General features: G+C 68.1%; 13 protein-coding genes. 7 read left to right on the top strand and 6 right to left on the bottom strand.

The window, feature by feature from the left end; genetic code table 11:
• The first annotated feature begins 13 nt into the window (after positions 1-13).
• On the top strand, positions 14-844 hold the full coding sequence (locus OG394_RS25650; RefSeq protein ID WP_328989625.1) for a siderophore-interacting protein: 831 nt from the start codon (positions 14-16) through the stop codon (positions 842-844).
• A gap of 4 nt (positions 845-848) precedes the next feature.
• Here OG394_RS25650 and OG394_RS25645 read toward each other — a convergent pair whose 3' ends face one another.
• Positions 849-1,775 (bottom strand): hypothetical protein, encoded by a 927-nt coding sequence (locus OG394_RS25645; RefSeq protein WP_328989623.1) that lies wholly within the window; start codon positions 1,773-1,775, stop codon positions 849-851.
• A 141-nt stretch (positions 1,776-1,916) separates the two neighbouring features.
• Complete coding sequence (locus OG394_RS25640) at positions 1,917-2,978, bottom strand: DNA alkylation repair protein (protein ID WP_328989622.1); 1,062 nt, start codon at positions 2,976-2,978, stop codon at positions 1,917-1,919.
• A gap of 159 nt (positions 2,979-3,137) precedes the next feature.
• Between OG394_RS25640 and OG394_RS25635 the strand changes: the two genes are divergently transcribed.
• From OG394_RS25635 to OG394_RS25625, 3 genes are read left to right on the top strand one after another with little or no spacing between them, the layout of a single operon-like run.
• Positions 3,138-4,199, top strand: coding sequence for a quaternary amine ABC transporter ATP-binding protein (locus OG394_RS25635; protein WP_328989621.1), 1,062 nt, complete (start codon positions 3,138-3,140; stop codon positions 4,197-4,199).
• Positions 4,199-6,175 (top strand): ABC transporter permease, encoded by a 1,977-nt coding sequence (locus OG394_RS25630; RefSeq protein ID WP_328989620.1) that lies wholly within the window; start codon positions 4,199-4,201, stop codon positions 6,173-6,175. Before OG394_RS25635 ends, OG394_RS25630 begins: the two co-directional genes overlap by 1 nt.
• Complete coding sequence (locus tag OG394_RS25625) at positions 6,160-7,119, top strand: ABC transporter substrate-binding protein (protein WP_328989619.1); 960 nt, start codon at positions 6,160-6,162, stop codon at positions 7,117-7,119. Before OG394_RS25630 ends, OG394_RS25625 begins: the two co-directional genes overlap by 16 nt.
• 66 nt (positions 7,120-7,185) lie before the next feature.
• On the opposite strand, the gene OG394_RS25620 is transcribed toward OG394_RS25625, so the two are convergent.
• Positions 7,186-8,025 carry a hypothetical protein gene (locus OG394_RS25620; RefSeq protein WP_328989618.1) on the bottom strand — a complete coding sequence of 280 codons (840 nt, stop codon included), beginning with the start codon at positions 8,023-8,025 and terminating at the stop codon, positions 7,186-7,188.
• A 264-nt stretch (positions 8,026-8,289) separates the two neighbouring features.
• Here OG394_RS25620 and OG394_RS25615 point away from each other — a divergent pair, with 264 nt between their 5' ends.
• Positions 8,290-8,886, top strand: a complete 597-nt coding sequence (locus tag OG394_RS25615; RefSeq protein WP_328989617.1) for a ParA family protein — start codon at positions 8,290-8,292, stop codon at positions 8,884-8,886.
• 63 nt (positions 8,887-8,949) lie between these two features.
• Here OG394_RS25615 and OG394_RS25610 read toward each other — a convergent pair whose 3' ends face one another.
• Positions 8,950-10,143 (bottom strand): ROK family transcriptional regulator, encoded by a 1,194-nt coding sequence (locus OG394_RS25610; protein WP_328989616.1) that lies wholly within the window; start codon positions 10,141-10,143, stop codon positions 8,950-8,952.
• Between the two features lie 410 nt (positions 10,144-10,553).
• Between OG394_RS25610 and OG394_RS25605 the strand changes: the two genes are divergently transcribed.
• On the top strand, positions 10,554-12,698 hold the full coding sequence (locus tag OG394_RS25605) for an alpha-galactosidase (protein WP_328989615.1): 2,145 nt from the start codon (positions 10,554-10,556) through the stop codon (positions 12,696-12,698).
• Here OG394_RS25605 and OG394_RS25600 read toward each other — a convergent pair.
• Together OG394_RS25600 and OG394_RS25595 are read right to left on the bottom strand one after the other, a co-directional pair.
• Positions 12,684-13,544, bottom strand: coding sequence for an oxygenase MpaB family protein (locus OG394_RS25600; protein WP_328989614.1), 861 nt, complete (start codon positions 13,542-13,544; stop codon positions 12,684-12,686). The two genes, OG394_RS25605 and OG394_RS25600, sit on opposite strands and share 15 nt — an antisense overlap.
• A gap of 33 nt (positions 13,545-13,577) precedes the next feature.
• On the bottom strand, positions 13,578-15,254 hold the full coding sequence (locus tag OG394_RS25595; protein ID WP_328989613.1) for a PHP domain-containing protein: 1,677 nt from the start codon (positions 15,252-15,254) through the stop codon (positions 13,578-13,580).
• Between the two features lie 95 nt (positions 15,255-15,349).
• On the opposite strand from OG394_RS25595, the gene OG394_RS25590 reads away from it, so the two are divergent.
• Positions 15,350-15,868 carry a hypothetical protein gene (locus OG394_RS25590; RefSeq protein WP_328989612.1) on the top strand — a complete coding sequence of 173 codons (519 nt, stop codon included), beginning with the start codon at positions 15,350-15,352 and terminating at the stop codon, positions 15,866-15,868.
• Positions 15,869-15,881 lie beyond the last annotated feature (13 nt).

Raw genomic sequence — 15,881 nt, 5'->3', positions numbered from 1 at the left:
GAGGACCCGCCCCGTGGCCCGCAGCAACCCCGTCAAGGTGGCCGTCGTACGCCGCGCCGAGCGGCTGACGCCGCACATGATCCGGCTGGTGCTGGGTGCGCCCGAGTTCGCCGACAACGGGTTCACCGACAAGTACGTGAAGCTGCTCTTCCCGACGGCCGGGCTCAAGTACCCGGAGCCGCTGGATATGGCCGTGATCCGCGAGCAGGTTCCGCCGGAGTACTGGCCGGTCAGCCGGACGTACACGATCCGCGCCTGGGATCCGGTCACGGCCGAGGTGACGATCGACTTCGTCTACCACGGGGATGAAGGGATCGCCGGTCCGTGGGCCGCCGCGGCGAAGGCCGACGACGAGGTGTGGTTCGTCGGGCCTGGTGGTGCGTACAAGCCTGACCCCGCGGCTGACTGGCACCTGCTGGTCGGTGACGAGAGCGCGCTGCCGGCCATCGGTGCCGCGGTCGAGGCGCTGCCGCCGGGTGCTCGTGCACGGGTCATCGTGGAGGTCGAGGACGCGTCGGAGGAGCAGAAGTTCAGCGGATCCGGCGAGGTTGAGCTCACTTGGCTTCATCGCGCGGGCGCCGCGACAGCGCCTGGTGACCAGCTCGTCGCGGCCGTTGAGGGCCTGACCTTTGAGCCGGGTGATGTGCAGGTGTTCGTTCATGGTGAGGCCGGATTCGTCCAGCGCCTCCGCGCCCCGCTCAAGGAGCGCGGGATCACCCGCGACCGCCTCTCCATCTCCGGCTACTGGCGCCAGGGCAAGAACGAAGACGGTTGGCAGGCGGAAAAGGCCGAAACCGCCAAGGCCGAGCGGGAGCGCCTCGAGCGCGAGGCCGCCAAAGCCTGAGAGCTCAGCTATCCCGGTCCTGGGCCTGGTCTTCGCTGGCTGGGGACTCGCTGGTTGGGGACTCGGTGGTCGGGGTCTCGGCTTCGGCAGTTGAGCCTTCGGCAGTTGAGGCTTCGGCTTCGTGGGCGGCCAGGGTCTCTTGCTGGACCACGCGACGCCGGGTCTCGGCGCGGCGGGCGATCAGGGCGGCCAGCCCGCCGGCGTGGTTGATCGGCAGCACCCAGTCCACGCCTTTGAACTGGAGGATCAACGCGGGCCCGGGGCTGGACATCGGTCGAGTCCGCAGGTTCAGCGGAAACTTCAGCCGCTCGGCCCCGCTGAGCGAAACCTCATGCGTACCGGTGACCCAGTCGATCCGATAGTCAGGCCCGACGCCGACCGTGCTCTGGTCAGTCCCCGAGCCACGAAGCACGAGCTCCTTGACGTGGACCCGCTCCTTGGTGATCTCGAGCAAGATGTTCGGCGGCGTACGCAGTCGGTAGACCAGCTCGTACGACGAGTCCGCCAGCTCAGGATCGGCCGGATAGCTGATGACCCGGTTGCCCGCGGCCCCGATGGCCCGCCCGATCAACGCACCGACGAGCCCTGCCACGATGAACAGCCGCGGCAACCAGTCGAAGTCCAGCACGATCGTGTAGAACGCCACGACGATCCCGGTGATACCGCCACAGGCCAGACCGGCGAAGGCCCAGCGGGACGGGCGATACCGGTTCTTCCGCAGCAGCCGCAGGTTGATCGCCAGCATCGCCAACGGGACCAGCAACACCTGCCAGTTGAACCCAAGCTCCGGCGCCGCTGCCGCGCTGATCCAGCAGAGCAACCCGAAGAACACCACCGGAATCCCCAGATAGACGGCGCGCGCCAGCGCCAACCCGCGGCGGTCGCGTCGCTCGAACTCCGGAGATGCCACTGGTCCGGTCGGATCACTCATGCCCGAAGCCTCGCATACGCCCCCATCGCGTCTCCTCTTTGCATTCATTCGTCGGAATCCGCCCTCACAGCACAGCGGAACCTGCACAGGCCGGCGGTGGCTGAGGGCGGATTCCGACGAATGAATGCAAAGGGTGTGGGGCTAGGGCAGCAGGGTGAAGGGTGTGGGGCCGGTCGGGCGGCCGTTGACTTGGATTTCGAGGGCGTGCGCGCCGGGGTAGTAGCGCCGGGTGGAGATCGGGCGGAAGGAGTGGCGGCGGTTGATCGTGTCTGTCGCACCCGCGGCCAGCTCTCGGACGGCGAGCTTGAACACCTTCGGCGCGAGCTTGCCGTTCGCCTTCTGGTGATGGACGACGTAATCGACGGCCAACCGGACCGGCTCGGCCGACGTGTTCGTCAACGTCAGCGAGAAGGTCAGCTCGCCGCCGAACTCGACCTCGGTCCGGTCCAGCGTCGGCCCGTCCACCTCCACTCCGACCGGCGGCGCGAAGCCGAGCAACCCGAGCGCGCCCGGATCGCCCTTCTTCACCAACGTCCTGAGCCCGTGCCGGATGATCCAGCCGCTGTGCTCGTCCGGCGCCTCGGCCCACCGCGAGGCCAGCGAGACCGCCTCGGCGGGATGGTCCCGGCTGAGGTCGTTCAGGTGGTTCGCGACGGATCGACGCACGTACGACGAGGAGTCCGACCGCAGCGCGTCGAGGATCGCGAGCGTCCGCGGTCTCTCCAGGAGCTGCGGCACCTGCCGGGCCCAGGGCAGGCGTGATCGCGTCCCCTCGGTGGCAAGACGTCGCACGTGCTCGTCGGGATGCGCGGACCACTCCAACGCGGTCGCCAGCGTCCGGTCGACGTCCGCCGCGAGGAACGTCCGCAAGGCGAACTCCCCGGTCAGACGCCCGGTCAGCTCCGCCAGCAGCGCCAACCCGTCGTCGAAGGCGCCCGCCGAAACCGCGCGGGTGGCGACAGCCTCGGTGACCGGCCAGATCATCCAGCCGGTGAACGCGTCATCGGTCAGCGCCTTGCGGATGGCCCGGTCGAATTCGTCGTACGGCGTGGGCAGGTCGGTGAGCAGGGCGTCACGAACCAGCCGCCCACGCTCACTGAACGTAGTGCCGCTCAGCTCGACGCCCCGGACCGTTGGCGCGGCCAGGATCGCGCCCAACTCGGCCACGGCAGCCGTGCTGAGCATCTCTTCGGCGGTCGGCATCAGACCGTCTCCTCTCGACTGCCCACATCGAATCAGGCCCCACCGACACTTTCCGTAACGCCAGATGTGAGCCAAATCTTGACCACTCAGTCATTGGCGGCCCGTGGTCTTGGGTAAGGTCACGGAACACGACGACCGCCAGCGAGGCCTGGAGCAGCAGTGACCGCACAGCTCGAGTACCCCGCCGACGCACCGTCGGCGTCCGAACCCGCCATCTCCGTTCAGGGACTGTGGAAGGTGTTCGGGCCGAAGGCTGCCCGGGTACCGCGGCGTCCCGACCTGGCCGGCCTCGACCGGCGCCAGTTGAAGCTCAAGACCGGCTGTACGGCGGCCGTGCACGACCTCAGTTTCGACGTCGCGCCGGGTGAGGTTTTTGTCGTGATGGGCCTGTCCGGCTCGGGCAAATCGACGCTGGTGCGCTGCCTGACCCGGTTGATCGAGCCGACGGCGGGCGGGTTGTTCTTCGAGGGCGAGGATCTTCGCGCGGCCGACGAGAAGCGTCTGCGGGAGTTACGCCGGAGCAAGTTCTCGATGGTCTTCCAGCACTTCGGGCTGCTCCCGCACCGCAGAGTCATCGACAACGTCTCCTACGGGCTAGAGGTCCGCGGGGAGAACAAGTCCGACCGACGGCGCCGTGCCCAAGAGGTGATCGAGCTAGTCGGTTTGGCCGGCTCAGAGCAGCTCTACCCGGAGGAGCTCTCCGGAGGTATGCAGCAGCGCGTCGGCCTGGCCCGGGCGCTTGCAGGCGACCCGGACGTCATGTTGTTCGACGAGCCCTTCTCGGCACTGGACCCGCTCATCCGGCGGGAGATGCAGAGCGAGGTCGTCCGGCTGCACCAGGAGGTCGGGAAGACCATGGTGTTCGTCACGCACGATCTGACCGAGGCGTTGAAGTTGGGCGACCGGATCCTGCTCATGCGCGACGGAGCCGCCGTACAGCTCGGCACCGGCGCAGAGCTGGTTGGGCGCCCGGCCGACGACTACGTCCGCGAGTTCGTCCGAGACGTGTCCAAGGCCGACGTACTCACCCTGCGCTGGATCATGCGCGCACCGACCAGTGACGACCTCTTGGACGGGCCTGAGCTCGGCCCGGACGTGGTGGTCCGTGAGGCGACGAGAGCCGTCCTAGGCGCCGACCGCCCCGTCAAGGTCGTCGCGAACGGCGTACTGCTCGGCGTCGTCGGCGGGGAGGAAATCCTCGCCGTGGTCGCGGGAGCCTGATGGCCGCGATCACCGGTTCCCTGCAGGTCCGCATGCCCCGACCGCGCCGGATCTACGTCGTCGGGGTGCTGCTGCTGTGCTGGGTGCTGCTGTTCCTGGTCTTCCGCGGGATCCACACGCTCGAGCTCGGCGGCCAGGAGACGACGCCGCTGCACCGCTGGCTGACGGATATCCGCGATCAGACCGGGCCGGACCGGAACGCCTTCTTCACCGCGATCCGCGTCGTCATCGATGAGCTCGTCACGCTGCTGCAGGCGCTGATCTCGCAACCGTCGTTCGGCCGGCCCGTGCCCGCGCTCGGGTGGCTCGGCGTCGTCGCCCTCGCGTCGTACGTCGCCTGGGCCTTCGGTACCTGGCGAGTTGCGCTGCTGACCGCCGCGGGGCTCGTGTTCGTCGGCCTGCAGGGGTTGTGGCAGGAGAGCATGGACACGCTGGCGCTGACGCTCGCGGCGGTGGGTCTGGCATTGCTGGTCGCGATTCCGGTGGGGATCTGGGCGGGTTTGTCCGATCGGGTCTATCGCGTCGTCTCGTTGGTGCTCGACCTGATGCAGGCGATGCCGACGTTCGTCTATCTCGCGCCGTTGACGCTGGTCTTCGCGATCGGCCCGGCGGCGGCCACGATCGCCACCTTGATCTACGCGGCGCCGCCCGCGGTCCGGCTGACGGCCCACGCGATCAGGTCGGTCTCCCCGGCGAGCGTCGAGGCGGCTCGCTCCCTCGGTTCGACCGGTGCGCAGACGTTGACGAAGGTGTTGCTGCCGATGTCCCGCAGCACGGTCGTGGTCGGGGTCAACCAGACGATCATGGCGGCGTTGTCGATGGTGACGATTGCCGCGCTGATCGATGCGCCCGGACTCGGCAAGACCGTGCTGAAGGCCCTGCAGACGCTGGACGTCGGGGTCGCGTTCAACGCCGGCCTCGCGATCGTCGTACTGGCCATCGTGCTCGACCGAGCCACCACCGCGGCCGGCGCACGCGTGCCGCGACCGGCGTCGACCCGGCGCAAGGTGTTCCTCGGTATCGGTGGGCTCGTCGTGCTGGTGGCGATCTGGTACTCCCGGACGTACCTCTGGGCGGCCGAATTCCCCACCTCCGGCGAGCTCGGTTCGCGGATTGCGGTGGCGGCGGATTCGACGTCCACCTGGTTCCTGGAGCGGTTCGGGTCGTTCACGTACGGCGTCCGCGATGGCGTGACGAACGGCGTACTCAATCCAGTCGAGTCGCTGCTGACCGGATCGCCCTGGTGGCTCGTTTTCGCGGTCGTGGTGACGTTCGCCTGGCTCGTCGGTGGTCTGCGCGGTGCGATCCCGGCGGCGGTGTGCCTCGGGCTGCTGGTCGGCACGGGTGTCTGGCAGGACGCGATGGTGACGCTGGCGTCGACCCTGCTCGCGACGACCGTGGTGGTTGCCGTGGGCATCCTTCTCGGCGTGTGGATGGGTCGCAGCCGGAAGGTCGACAGTTGGTTGCGCCCGGCCCTGGATGCCGGTCAGACCATGCCCGCTTTCGTCTACCTGGTGCCGTTCCTGGCGTTGTTCGGGACCAGCCGGTTCACGGCGATCGCTGCTGCGGTCGTCTTCGCCGTACCGGTGACCAGCAAGATCGTTGCCGACGGCATCCGCGCGGTGCCGGCCGCGACCGTGGAGGCGGCCACGTCGGCCGGTTCCAGCGCCTGGCAAGTGGTCACCAAGGTGCAACTTCCCGTCGCGCGCCGGGCGATCACGCTCGCGGCGAACCAGGGCCTGATCTATGTTCTGTCGATGGTGGTGGTCGGTGGCCTGGTCGGCGCCGGCGCCCTCGGGTACGACGTATCGGCCGGGTTCTCGCAGAGCGAGCTCTACGGCAAGGGACTGGCCGCCGGTCTCGCGATCGTGCTGCTTGGTGTCCTGCTCGACCGCATCACCCAGGCCGCGGCCCGCCGTACTGCCGCGGGCCCGGCCGAATCCAGAGGAGACAAGAAGAAGTGGTTGCGAAGCTAAGGGCCGCGGGCCTTTTCACCGTGCTGACGCTGGCCGTCGCCGGTTGTGGTGGCGCGAAGATCGAGGACCCGGGTGCCGCGGCTCCCGCCGGCAAGGACTGCGGCACGGTCAACCTGGCGGTCAGCCCGTGGGTCGGCTACGAGGCGAACGCGGCTGTTTTCGCGTACGTCGCGGAGAAGGATCTCGGCTGCAAGGTGGTGAAGAAGGACCTCAAGGAGGAGATCGCCTGGCAGGGTTTTGCCACCGGTGAGATCGACGCCGTCCTGGAGAACTGGGGTCACGAGGACCTCAAGAAGAAGTACATCACCGACCAGAAGGTCGCGGTCGAGGCCGGGCCGACGGGCAACACCGGCATCATCGGCTGGTACCTGCCGCCGTGGCTCGCCGCCGAGAAGCCCGAGCTGAAGAACTGGAAGAACCTCAACCGGTACGCCGCGACATTCAAGACCTCCGAATCCGGCGGCAAGGGCCAATTGCTCGATGGCGACCCGTCGTTCGTGACGAACGACGAGGCCTTGGTGAAGAACCTCAAACTCGATTTCAAGGTCGTGTACGCCGGGAGCGAGACGGCGTTGATCCAGGCGTTCCGCCAAGCGGAGAAGCAGAAGAAGCCGCTGATCGGGTACTTCTACGAGCCGCAATGGTTGTTCAACGAGCTCAAACTGGTCAAGGTCGACCTGCCGCCTTACACCGCGGGCTGCGACGCCACTCCGGCGAAGGTCGCCTGCGATTACCCCGATTACAAGCTGGACAAGATCGTCAGCAAGAAGTTCGCGGACGCGGGCAGCCCGGCGTACAACCTCGTGAAGGCCTTCACCTGGACCAACGACGACCAGAACCAGGTCGCCAAGTACATCGCCGAAGACAAACTCACCGCCGACGCCGCGGCCAAGAAATGGGTCGACGCCAACCGCCCAAAGGTAGACGCCTGGCTCGGCAAGTAGCCACTGCCTCATTTCACACAACGATGGGTCGCCAAGGCGGCCCATCGTTCGTTTGTGCCGGCGGATTCAGCGTGCGGCGATCGCTGTGCTCAGTTCGGCTTCAGTCAGCTGCAGCGGCTTGTAGTGGCGGCGCGCCTGGCCGTAGACCAACCGCTCGAGCTGGTGCGGACTCGACCGCGGATGCTCGGACAGCACGTCCTCAACAACCATCGTTGCCCACAGCGGTCGCGGTAGCGCATCGCGCAGAATCCGGTTCGCCTGTCGCGCGAGTGACTTGGTGACAGCGAGGCAGAGGATCAGTTCCGCATGGCCGAACTGGACGGGATCTCCGACCGCCAGACCGCGAAGCGAACTCTTTGTCAGCTTGACCCAGCGCGCCTCGGCACTGGGCGTCCAACGGCCGATCTGGTCCACGAGCGCCTGGTCGGCGCGGCCACCGTTGTGGATCATGCAACTCCGCATCAGCCGCAGGGTGTCGACCTGAATGATGCTGTCTGGACTGAACGATTCGCCCGTGGCCTCCTCGATCGCGCTGTGGAGGACCGCCAAAGTGGTTTTGCTGAGTGCCTGAGCCGGTGTCATCATGCGGCCTCGCACCAAGAGGTCGACGCAGGTCTTGAGGAAATCCTCGTGGAGCTCCAGCGAGTAAGGCACGCTAATCGCACCGAGGTGGTTGTCGGCGGACTGGAGGACCTGCCGGACAGTTTCGGTTGGCACGTTGAACGGCTTGACGTGCTGAACCTGTGGAAATACGTCCGGAAGTCGCGTCTCTGAGCCCTCGGTGAGCTGTAGGAGGTGCGAGGCCATCTGTGCCCCCGCCAGCAGGCCCATCATCGCGTTGCTGGCGTCTATCTTCTTTGCGTCGTAGAGCCGGTATTCGGCGAATCTGACGATTTCGTTGCCCATGTGCACCCTTTCCGGGCGCCAACGGTAGTTCAGCGGGAGTGGGCGTTTGCTCGTATACACCGACCCGCCCGAAGCTGCCCCGAGGTTGCCCCGGGTTGCCCTTCAGGGGCCGATCGTGGGCTGTGGAAGCGTGGGGTTGAGGGCCCTCGTCCGCTGGAGATTCGGGGTGGTGGGCGGCTTAGGGGCTGGGGGCAATTATCACGGGGCCCGTGAGCAACGCCGAAGACACGCCGGAAATCGGGTTGGACCGGGTAGCGTCGTCCCATGATCATCGTGACAGCTGCACTGAAGGGCGGGGTCGGGAAGACAACCACGTCGGTGTACCTCGCCGCGCTGGCATCCTCGAACCGCCGTACGGCCACCATTGTCGACGCCGATCCGCAAGGTAGCGCCGCGGACTGGATCGCAGATTCCGACGATGACCACCTGGCCCGGATCGAGATCGCCGAGGCCCCGACCGAGCGCCTGCTGACCAAGGCGCTCGACAAGGTTCCACCGGAGGGCATCGGCGTCGTCGATATGCCGCCGTCGCACGAGCGGCTGCTGATCAAGGCGATCGAGCGGGCGCGGATCGTGCTCATCCCGACCCGCATCGGCGGCGTCGAGACACCCCGAGTCAGGGCAGTGCTCGACATGGTTCCGGACGGCACCCCGGTCGGCGTGGTGATCTGCTCGGCCCGTACCTTCACGAGGTCGTACCAGGACGCGATGGCGGCGTACGCCGAGGAGGGCATCCCGGTCTGGGGCACCATCCCCGAGCGCGTCGCGATCACCGCCGGACCGAACGGCCCCCTCGCCGAAGACGGCCTGGAGTCGTACCGCAAGGTCTGGCGCAAGATCCTCGCCGCCGCCCGCAGCTGACCCGGATTGACGCCCGTCCGAGGAGCCCCCACCTGCGGGTTTCTCGGACGTTGGCGACTGGCGTTAGAACGGGGGTTCGGTGCGGACGAAGGAGCGGATGACGGCGGCTGCGGCGCCGCGGGCCCAGTCGTCGAAGGTGTGCGAGCGGATCGTCAGCTCGCAGTCGGCGGCCGCTCCGAAGGCGTGTTCGGCAAAGGCCGAGCGGATCCGGTGGTCGTACAGGTCGTAGTCCGCCACGCCCTCGCCCGCGATCACGACCAATTCGGGCCCAACCAGGTTGACCATCGCGGCGAGGGCCGAACCGATCACCTGCCCGGCCCGGTCGAACGCGGCCCGGGCCAACTCGTCGCCCGCATGCGCCAGGTCGACCGCCCCGGCCAGATCGAGGTCGGCCCGCCCGGTGTCCTCCCGGACGCGGGCCAGAATCGCGTCCGAAGAGGCGACGGTCTCGACACACCCATGACGGCCGCAGGTGCATACCAGGTTGTCGGGCGCCAATGGCAGATGGCCGATCTCGCCGGCGACACCATGCGCGCCCGCGACGACATCGCCGTTCAGGTAGAGCCCGCAGCCAACGCCCGAGCCGATCGTGACGATGGCGAACGAGTTCGCGTTCACCCCGACGCCGAACCAGTGCTCGGCCACGGTCAACGCGCGTACGTCGTTCGACACCACCACCGGCAGCCCGATCCGCTCGGTCAGCAACGCCGCCAACGGCAGATCCCGCCAACCCATGAACGCCGAATGCCGAACCACCCCGGCAACCGCGTCCACATCCCCCGAAACCGCGACCCCGACTCCAGCCAAGGTGCTCGAGCCTGCGACCAAGGGATTATGAGTCCCCTGCTCGCCCCCGCCAAGTAGTTCGTCGACAAGGATGGCGAGTTGGTCGAGAACTGACTCAGGGGACTTCTCGGCAAGGGGTTTGTGGAGGACCGTCTGGATGTTGGCCTGGAGGTCGGTCACGACACCGATGAGCTCGCTCGGGGTGACCTTGATCCCGATCGCCGCGACACTTTCCGCCACCACCGCCAGCGGGCTGACCGGCCGGCCGATGACCGTGTCCTCGCGACTGCCCGGCGAGTCCACGACGTACCCCGCCTCGACCAGCGGCGCGACGGCCTTCGTCACGGCGGCCTGCGACAGTCCGGTCCGGCGGGCGATCTCCACCCGCGCGATCGGTCCCTGGGTCAGGATCCGGGTGAGCACCTCGACCGCGGCCGGCGTCGCCAAGGGCAGGCGCGGCGCGGTTCTCATCGCGCCCCTCCGAATCGCGCACAGCCGAATCGCGCACAGCCGAATCGCGCAGTTCCGAACCAGGGCCGCTTCACGGTGAACAAACTACAAGCCGTGAGGCCCTCTGGACGGCTGGGCATACGGAAGAGGCGGATAGAGCGATTTGTCGACATCCCACCCCTTCCTCAAGCCTCCGGAGATCGTCACCGCGGACCAACTCACCACCACGTCCGGGCGCCAGGGCAGCGGACCCGGCCGTGGCTCTCCGCAGTGGTGCGGCCCACGGCGACGATCGGCCGGTCCGCGAACAGACGAGTTCGGGACCGACCGGCTCCGGCCCCCGGCGTGACTGCGCACAAACGGGTTGCCGCGCCAACCCTAAGGATGGTTTATTAACATCGTCAAGTATCTACGAACGGGGTGAGGCACGTATGCCGGAAGTCGTCCAGTTGCGGTCCGCGGGTGTGGCCGCGATCTTCGACGTCCCACCATCCGGCTCACCCCGGCTGCTGCACTGGGGTGCCGACCCCGGCGAGCTGGACGAGTCCGGTCTGGCCGCCATCGCCGCGACCGCCGATCCGCCCGTGCTCAACAGCTCGCTGGATCGCCCCCGCCGCTTCGCCCTGCTCCCCACTGAGGCCGAAGGCTGGTCCGGCAGTCCCGGTCTCGCCGGCCACCTGGCGGGTACCAACACCACGCCCCGCTTCTCCCTCACGTCGTACGACCTGGACACGGCAGCCTTGGTCGTACGCCTGGCCGACGCCACCACTGGGCTCGAGCTGACGCTGAGCTATCGCCTCGACCGGTACGGCGTCCTGACGGCCAACGCGGAGGTCCATCGCGCAAGCGGCGACGGCCTGTACGACCTGGCCGAGCTTCGCCTATTGCTGCCTCTGCCAGAACGAGCGAGCGAGATCCTCGACCTCACTGGCAAGTGGTGCCGCGAGCGATCGCCTCAGCGCACGCCGGTCCGCGACGGCGCCCACCGCCGGGCCGTACGCCGCGGCCGGACCGGGCACGACGCGGCACTCCTGACCGTGGTCGGCACACCCGGCTTCGGTTTCCGCAGTGGTGAGGTCTGGGCCGCGCATGTGGCGTGGAGCGGCGACCAGGAGTACGTCGTCGAGCGTCTACCCGAAGGCGCCGGCGCCAACAGCTCGATCCTCGGTGGTGGCGAGCTGCTGCGCGCGGGCGAGATCCGCCTCGCGGCAGGCGACACCTATCGCAGTCCGGATCTGGTCTTCGTCTGGTCTGCCGACGGTCTCGACGGTCTGAGCGAACGCCTCCACTCGCACGTGCGGGCCTTCGCCGCGCACCCGTCGAGCCCGCGTCCGCTCGTGCTGAACACCTGGGAGGCGGTCTACTTCGACCATGACCTCGACCGGTTGACCGCGCTCGCGGAACGGGCCGCGCAGATCGGCGTCGAGCGGTTCGTCCTGGACGACGGCTGGTTCGCCGGGCGGCGTGGCGATCACGCCGGCCTCGGTGACTGGTGGGTCGACCCGGACGTCTGGCCGAAGGGACTCGGGCCGCTGGTTGATCGCGTCCACGCCCTCGGCATGCAGTTCGGCCTCTGGGTCGAGCCGGAGATGGTCAACCTCGACTCCGACCTCGTCCGCGAACACCCGTCCTGGCTGCTCGCGCCCGAGGCCGGGACGCCGGTGCCTTGGCGGAACCAGTACGTGCTCGACTTGGCCAACCCGGAGGCGTCGGCGTACCTGCTCGAGCGCCTTGACGCGTTGGTCACCGAGTACCGCATTGACTTCCTCAAGTGGGACCACAATCGCGATCTGCACGAGGCCGTCTCCAACGGTGGGCCCGGCGTACATCGGCAGACCAAGGCCCTCTACGCCTTGCTGGACGAACTGATCGCTCGTCATCCCGCGTTGGAGATCGAGTCCTGCGCGAGCGGTGGTGCCCGGGTCGACCTCGGGATCCTCCAGCGGACGCATCGGGTCTGGGCCTCGGACTGCAACGACCCGGTCGAGCGCCAATCGATCCAGCGCTGGACGGGTCTGCTGCTACCGCCTGAGTTGGTAGGCGGTCACGTAGGACCTGCGACGGCTCACACGACTCATCGCACTACCGACCTGTCGTTCCGGTTGGCGACAGCACTGTTCGGTCATGCCGGCCTTGAATGGGACCTAACCTCTTGCACGGCAGAGGAACTAGAAACACTCAAAGCCTGGACCAGCCTCTACCGGGAACTACGCCCGCTCCTACACGGCGGTACGACGGTCCGGGCCGACGTACTCGATTCAGAGACTCTCCTGTCGGGTGTAGTCGCGCCAGACCGTACCGAGGCCGTCTACACGTGGGCCCGACTAGGTACGAGTGGTGCCGCCCAGTCCGGCCGAATCACCTTCCCCGGCCTAGACCCGGCACAGGTCTACCAGGTCCGCGTACGCACGGAACTGGGCCTGCCAAAGCTCCACGAGATCGCCGAGCCCACCTGGTACACGGACGGCATCACCATCCCCGGCGCCATCCTCACCACCCTCGGCCTTCCCATGCCAACCCTCGCCCCCGCCCAAGCCGCCGTACTCCACCTGACGAAAGCGTCAGAGCGTCGGTGAGGTGAGGGCCCAGCGGATCGTGCTGGTCAGAGCAGTGCCAGAGGCCCGGACCAACGTGGCCTCGGCCAACGGCAAGTACGGCAGGTGTAGCGGCCAGCGGGTCCACCACGGCAGCAGGCCAACGGCTGCCGCGGTGAGGACGCCGTACGCCGGACGGGCGAACAGTGGCACCGGTGGATGCACCAACATGAAGCGAGCCGTCTCCCGTGCCGCAGCCGTACCGCGCAACTCCGGCCGGTACGACGCCAGCGCCTCGCGTAGTTCCGCCTCGGTCTCAGGCGGATCCACCACGCCCAACGCGCGAGCCACCCGAGCCATATCGGCCACATAGCCGTCGCGCCCGAGAGCGTCGAGCGGGTTCACGCCGTACCGCTGGTGTGCCGCGAGGAAGCTGTCCACCTCCGCGACGTGCACCCACTTGAGCAGATGCGGGTCGGACGCGACGTACTTAACGCCATCCGGACTCGTGCCGCGCACGCGCTCGTGGACGGCCCGCACGCGTTCAACCGCCGCCTCGGCATCAGCGGCCGCGCCGTACGTCGTGATCGCGAGAAAGTAGCTAGTCCGTTGTAAGCGGCCCCACGGATCGCCGCGATAGCCCGAGTGAGCCGACACGGCCGCCATCGCGAGCGGGTGCAACGATTGCAGCAACAGCGCGCGCAATCCGCCGACGAACATCGACGCATCCCCATGCACACGGCGAATCGGGCGGTCCGGCGCGAACCACCGCTCGCCCGGACTCTCGTGCACGAACAACCGCGCCGCGTGCGGATCCGGGCCGGCGACCTTGGTCATGATCATCCGGGCCAGCCCGTCGCGGACGGGATCGAGCACACCAGGGGCCATATCCCCAGTGTCCCCGCTACACCAAGAACCCACTCAGCGGTGGACGTCCACGAAGATCGGGTTGGTGTAGAGCCAGGTGTCGAGCCACGGATCGCCGTCGTTCGTGGGGTGCTGGATCGGCCCGCTCGGGTCGATCGCGCGCCCCAGGTAACCCGGCCCGTTACGGCGGCCGTCGCTCCCGCGGACCCGGACGTAGTGCGAGCGCTCGGCCCGCCCCAACGGGATCCGCACGGTGTAAGTCCCGGTTCGCTTGCTCACGTCCACCTGGTCGAAAACCCTTGTATCCGGTGCTTTCCAGCCGTCGGGATCCGCGGGTTTGCCCGTCACGACCCCACGGATGACGTCGAGGTGAGCGAGTCGCGGCAGCAGCCCGTGGAAGTTCGGCCGGGTCGCGCTGGTCACGGTGATGCGCAGCTCGAGGCGCTCGCCGCGGTGGACCGACAGCCTGCCGCCCAGCGTCGTACCGCGGTGGCTTTCCCTAGAACCGGCCGGCACCAGGCGTACGTCGATACCGTCGACCAGTTGGCCGTGGTCGACCCAGACCCGGCCGGACCGCAGACCGGCCATCACGTCCAGATAGCCATACCGCTCGACGCCCACGTGGGTCCGGCTGAACTGCCCGGGCCAGAAGTCGGACCCCGGCTGCGGCGTACCGCTGTCGGTGGGTGAGGGCTTCCAGCCGAGCGAGTCGAAGTTCTCCCCGGGCGGGAAGACGCCGTCGCGCCAGGTGTCCCAAATGGTCCGATGATTGTCGGAGTTCGAGGTGATCGAGAATAGTTTGCCCTCGGCGAGCATCGCGTCCCACAGACCGCCGACCGTCGCCGTGGCCCAGTCGAACCCGCCGTACGTTCGATAGGCGTCGGCCGGATAACCCGCGAAGCTGTCGGCCCTCGGCGCGTTGACGTACTCCCCGCGCTGCGCGTTGGTCGCGCCGCGGAACGCCACCCACGCCGGCTCGGCATCCCCTTGCGAACCAGGCGCGCCTTCCATCCCCACGCAGACCCCGGCGACGGCATCACGCCAGCCGCGGAGCTCGTGCGGCGCGTCGATCCCGAGTCGCATCGGGTGGTTCGCGAACACCAGCACGTCGTCGACGAACCCGGCCCGCTTCTGGTCGGCCAGCCAGCGCAATGCCTTGACCGCGTGCTCCTCGTTGGCCGGCGTACTGTCGGCCCGGCCGGTCAGTTTGCCGTCCCACTCGCGCTCGAACCGGCGCAGCAGCTCGGCCTCGTTCGGACCGGGCGCGACCAGCACGGTGCCGTGTTCGGCCGCCGGGATGTACCACTCGAGCCCCTGGAAGATCAGCATCCGCGGGTTCTCCGCCCGCGCCTTGAGGATCTCCTGCCGCTCGGCCTCCGCGCCCTTGTCGGCATGACCGAAGTTCGCGTGCTCGGTGAACGCCATCCAGTCCAGCCCGAACTGCGACCCCCGCAACGCCAGCTGCCCGAAGTCGTACTTCGCGTCATGGCTGTACCGGCTGTGCACGTGATGATCGCCCACCAGGTAGACCAGCGCTGGATCATTACCCGACCCGTACGACGTACCGCCCGCCGCCGTGGCCGAGGCCGTGCCCGGCATCCCGACCGCGAAACCCGCCCCCAGCAAGCCCGCACCGCGGATCAGATTCCGCCGCGACACCCCCTGCGGATCCAAGGTCTCATCGGGCACCTCACTGTCGGCCCACTCCGGCACCGCGCGCGCATCAACCATGCCGCGCAATCTCTCAGAGGTCGGTTGTCCTGACAAGGCTCCGGCCTGGTTTTTTCGTGGCAGGACGGTGAACAGCACGGGTCTAAACTCGGTGCATGGTGGGAGGCTTTGTCGCCATGGCGGTCTGCACGCTGGCGTTGGCCGGCTGCTCCGGCACCACGTCCGCTGGCGGCCCCTCGCCATCTGTGCCGACACCGGCCGGCAGCGGTTCTCCCTCCGCGCCGGCGACTGGGCCGATCACTGTGCCGACAACCGGGCCAACGGACTGGCCGACGCCGACTACGACGATCAAGCCGCGACCTGGTCGAGCGGCGCTGGACATCGTTACGCAGATCGGTGAGCAGTGTCCGCATCGCCCGCCCGTGTACGACCCGCGCTGCGATCCGGTCCCGCGCCCCAACACGTCGTACACCGTGCGATCCGAGAAGGGCGATGTTGTGGCGGAAGGCCGGACCGGCACGGACGGCCATGCCCACGTGATGGTCGACGCGGGGGCATACGTGGTCCGGGGCGAACTGGTCTCGGGGTACCAGGCCGCCCCGGAGCGTGGGGTGTCGGTGATCGTCGGGGCCGCCGAACTGGTGCCGCTTACCTACACGACCGGCATCCAGTAGCGACGGCCCCTCG

This window comes from Kribbella sp. NBC_01245 (assembly GCF_036226525.1).
Taxonomy (GTDB): Bacteria; Actinomycetota; Actinomycetes; order Propionibacteriales; family Kribbellaceae; genus Kribbella.
The sequence above is the reverse complement of the archived record's forward strand: the minus strand, read 5'-3'. Positions and strand labels throughout refer to the sequence as shown.

Bases quoted from the DNA above. Each gene is read 5' to 3' on its own strand.
- OG394_RS25645 (WP_328989623.1), bottom strand. From the start codon at position 1,775: ATGAGTGATCCGACCGGACCAGTGGCATCTCCGGAGTTCGAGCGACGC.
- OG394_RS25640 (WP_328989622.1), bottom strand. From the start codon at position 2,978: ATGCCGACCGCCGAAGAGATGCTCAGCACGGCTGCCGTGGCCGAGTTG.
- OG394_RS25630 (WP_328989620.1), top strand. From the start codon at position 4,199: ATGGCCGCGATCACCGGTTCCCTGCAGGTCCGCATGCCCCGACCGCGC.
- OG394_RS25620 (WP_328989618.1), bottom strand. From the start codon at position 8,025: ATGGGCAACGAAATCGTCAGATTCGCCGAATACCGGCTCTACGACGCA.
- OG394_RS25615 (WP_328989617.1), top strand. From the start codon at position 8,290: ATGATCATCGTGACAGCTGCACTGAAGGGCGGGGTCGGGAAGACAACC.
- OG394_RS25610 (WP_328989616.1), bottom strand. From the start codon at position 10,143: ATGAGAACCGCGCCGCGCCTGCCCTTGGCGACGCCGGCCGCGGTCGAG.
- OG394_RS25605 (WP_328989615.1), top strand. From the start codon at position 10,554: ATGCCGGAAGTCGTCCAGTTGCGGTCCGCGGGTGTGGCCGCGATCTTC.
- OG394_RS25600 (WP_328989614.1), bottom strand. From the start codon at position 13,544: ATGGCCCCTGGTGTGCTCGATCCCGTCCGCGACGGGCTGGCCCGGATG.
- OG394_RS25595 (WP_328989613.1), bottom strand. From the start codon at position 15,254: ATGGTTGATGCGCGCGCGGTGCCGGAGTGGGCCGACAGTGAGGTGCCC.
- OG394_RS25590 (WP_328989612.1), top strand. From the start codon at position 15,350: ATGGTGGGAGGCTTTGTCGCCATGGCGGTCTGCACGCTGGCGTTGGCC.